Genomic DNA, 4,020 nt, shown 5'->3' on the forward strand with positions numbered 1-4,020 from the left:
TAGCGATTAATAACTATAACAATACTTTTGAGTCAGCAGTTTATAATGAAGTAGTATATTTAAATGAGATCCGTGATTCTTTAGTGGTAGACCTAGAAGAGTATGAGGATTTATACTTCAATAATAAAGAATATATTGATCAGTTTTTAAGCTGGAATTCTGATTTATGGGGAGCTGTTTCTGAATTGAAAATAGATTACAAAGATGTGATTTATCTAAATGTAGATGCCGAAGTCGATTTGGAAACGGATGAATTAGATATCTACGATTGGTATATACCTGATGACTTACTGGTATATAGTTCGGACCAAGCATCATCCGTCATTAATAACTTTGACATGGGGGATGACCTTTACCTAGGTACAGATATTATTTTCCATGTCGTCACTGGGGAAAGTATCGAAGCTGATGAGTCTTTTGAAGCTTCAAAAGAGGGGCTTTCATCTGCAGAGCTTGTGCTAGAGTGGATTCAACACAGTGCTGAAGACTTTAGTAGCTCACAAGTAGATGCCTTCGCCTTTAGTGACAATGGCACCGGCTATATTTGGGTTGAGCAAACCGCTAACTCTGTATCGAGTACGGTTACTGCCGCTGCGTTTAATCAGATTACCTTCACCGGTGTCGAAGCCGACTCAATGATAATGACGGATGGCTTTGTGCATCTAGCTTAATAGATGCTTCAAACTGCACAGAAACAAAAAGGCCCTTAGGAAACTAAGGGCCTTTTTTATCGGGCTGGGACAGCCCTCCCACAAAAGCATCTCTCTTGTGGGAGGGGTATTTTACCCCGATAGAATTTTGTTAAAGAAGGTCTGCTGTGCTAATCAGTCGATCACTAAACTGCACCCACTCCACACCGATCAAGGTATCCACTTCGGTGTATGCGCCTTGCTGGTAGGTCAGGGTGATACTGCCATCGTCAAGCTGGGCGACCGCATATTCAGCCAGCATATGTTGCTGTACTGTTGTATCGATACCTTCTCCCCCGTCTAGCAAATCATTGCCATGACCACCGATCAAGGTGTCGTCACCCGCTCCACCATAAAGGAAGTCATTACCAATCTCGGTAGATAGAGCGGTCTCACTCAGTTCGCTAGTCGCGACCAGTTGTAGCAATCCTTGATCGGTAGTGAGTTTATCCTTAGCTTGCTGCGATTGCGCCAGCCCTAGGAACAGCTCTCCAATTGAAAGACCATTTGTTAGGAGTGTTAGTACTTCTGAGATAGCACTTTCTGAGACATCGCTTTGTTGCCAGAAACTCGTTAGCAAAGTAGAGACTTGCTGCTCAGCGGAGAGATCGCCAAAGCCTTCCTCTTGCCCAGCTACCCAAGCTTGCGCTGTGATGTTTGCCAGTTCCGCAAGGCTGAATTGAGAGCCTGCCAAACCACTCAGATCACTCGCGCTTACCAATTCACCAAAGATGCTTTGATAACTGCTGGCGATCATTTGTAAGCGATCAGCATCCATAGATAAGAAGGCGTATTCTGATGTGGCTTGTAGCATCAATCCAGCATTCAGGATGGAAGCGATACTGTCTTCGCTCAAATCCATATCAAACACTTTACCATCGAGAATCATTGAGGCTTGGCTATACCAGTCACCGCTGAATGTCAGAGGTTGGACATCATCGCCCCATACATCACTGGCGGTAAAGCTGGTAACAATTTCTCCAGCACTGTTTAGTGAGAATGTTAGTGAGCCTTGGGTGGTTTGCCCACCTTGCAGTACATCATTGCCAGTACCGCCATACAGCGTATCATGGCCAGTGCCACCAAAAACGATATCATCACCACTGTCGCCATAAAGTATGTCATCTCCACCTTCAGAGCCGATAATGTCGTTACCGCCACCACCATGAAGCTCATCATCGTCCGCCCCTAATTTGATAAATTGGTCTTGGTTATCCCCGTAGACATAGTTTTGGCCAGCACCACCTGAGACCGTAGCGCTACCGACAATAGAAGCAAATTCGATATTATCTAGTTGTAGATGAGTACCTGTACTGCTTCTGAAATCAATCACAAAAGCTTCGGTAGTATTGGTGTTGGCGGTGCCCGTAATGACAATCGGGGCTTTGGCCGAAGTGCCAGAGCTTGTCACTTGAATGGAGTTTACAAACACTGTATTCGTTGTCGGGACTGAGCTCAAGAATGCTGAGCCAAAATTCTGCGTAGCTAGCGAATCTTCAGAATCCCCATCAATATCTTGCATCAAGCTAGTAAAGTTAGACACTTGGTTCTGCGAGCTGGCTGTGTTGCTTGAAAGTACACGTACACCAAGCCCTGTGGGGAGACTTAGCGTGGTAACAACATTACTTGGATTGCCTGGTTCAAATTGGAATGGCAGATCGGCATTGCTGGATGTGCTATCCGTATCTTCTCGTTCCGATGTGATTGGAGCAACGGTAATCACTTCAACGTTATTCCCTTGACTATTACGCTGTGTTTGCGTTGTCACAGTCGCACCGTCTACGACAGCTGTCGGCACTGGAGGTGGAGGGTTCCCCACATCAATGGTCACGGTATAGTTTGATGATGTGCCAGTTTCATCATCGCTAACAGTAAAGGTAAAGCTGTCATAAGCAACACCAGTGCCACCACTATTTGGTGTATAAGTCAGTGAGCCTAAATTCGCAGCATCAATTTGGTAATTATTCGTTGTGACGTTTTTACCATCAAAACTCACAGAGCCTTTGCTTGGCAGTCCTGTAATAGTGATATGATCCAGAGAGTCATCTTTATCAATATCACTGAAACTAAAGTCACTTTCTTGGAATCTGTAAGTGCTGCTATAAGCAATAGATTTAGTGATATCAGTCGAGGCTGGAGCGTCGTTATCACCGTTTATGGTCACGGTTACCATTGAATCGGCGGTGTTACCCGCATCGTCTTGGACAGTAATGGTAACACTGGTTGTGGCGCTGTCACCCAGTGCAAGGCTTTCAAACTCGCCATTTGGATCAAAGTTCACTGTACCATTGGCATTAATGGTGAAGAGACCGCCGTTACTGCCTGTCACAGACTCACCAACCTTGAACTGATCTCCATTAACCTGAGTGACTGGGGTGGCCATGTTGGTGCCAGTGTCGTTGGCTTGTACGGTTAAGTTGGCGCCATTGAGGGTCGTTGTTAGTAGGATGTCACCATCGTCTTCACTAACCGCCGCTGTGTCATTGATTGGCAATGGCGCCGTTGTATCGAGTGTCAATGTCAGAGCTGAAGACGCTGCGCTGGTATTGCCTGCCGCATCGGTAATAACTACCGTAATATCATTGTTGTCTTCGCTTAGATCCGCATCCGCAAAAGTAAAGCTCCAGTTAGTGCCATCGACTGTGGCCTTGCCCACTTCGCTGCCTGCCACACGAACAGATACGCTGGCATTGGCTTCGACGGTACCTTGGATAGTTGCGGTGGTGTCGTTAGTGATCAGATCGCTGTTGCTAACACCGCTATCCGAGGTACTGGTCAGCGTAGGTGCTGAGCTGCTTGGCGAGTTGGCATCGATCACATCAGCCGTTTGGATGATGGCTGTCGTGTAGGTGTTAGAAGTGTTACCAGCGCTGTCTTGCAGTGTCAGACTCACCGGGATATCGCTTTCCGCCGCGACATCCGTGCCGCCTTCCGTCACAGTAAACTGAGCTGTGTAAGTCGTACTGTTGCTACGGATTAAGTTACTCAGGGCAAAGCCACCCACTGTGCCAACTAGGTTGCTGTATTCATCGCCGTTATCGTCGGCAATGGTGATGGTAACCGTGACCGTATCGCCCACTTTCATGGTGGTATCTGGTACCAAGATCGATTGAATGTCTGGGCCAGCGGTATCGATGGTGACGCTCAGAGCAGACGATGCTGTTGAGATATTGCCCGCGGCATCGGTCGCTTTGGCGGTCAGCGTATGATCGCCATCCGCTAAGGTCGACGTAGTAATTGACCAGTCGCCTTGCGCATCCGCAGTGGTGCTGCCCAGAGCCGTGGTGCCATCGGTATCGTACAGGGTCACAGTCGCATTGGCTTCTGCGGT

2 protein-coding genes are annotated in these 4,020 nt (G+C 47.3%); one reads left to right on the forward strand and one right to left on the reverse strand.

The window, feature by feature from the left end:
* A partial coding sequence (locus tag ACOSVP_RS18520) for a hypothetical protein (RefSeq protein ID WP_487348968.1) occupies window positions 1-671 on the forward strand: 671 nt, incomplete at its 5' end.
* Between the two features lie 130 nt (window positions 672-801).
* On the opposite strand, the gene ACOSVP_RS18525 is transcribed toward ACOSVP_RS18520, so the two are convergent.
* Window positions 802-4,020, reverse strand: a 3,219-nt coding sequence (locus ACOSVP_RS18525) for an Ig-like domain-containing protein (protein WP_487348969.1), incomplete at its 5' end; no start/stop codon positions are given.

Source organism: Marinomonas sp. HM11-D (assembly GCF_057626615.1).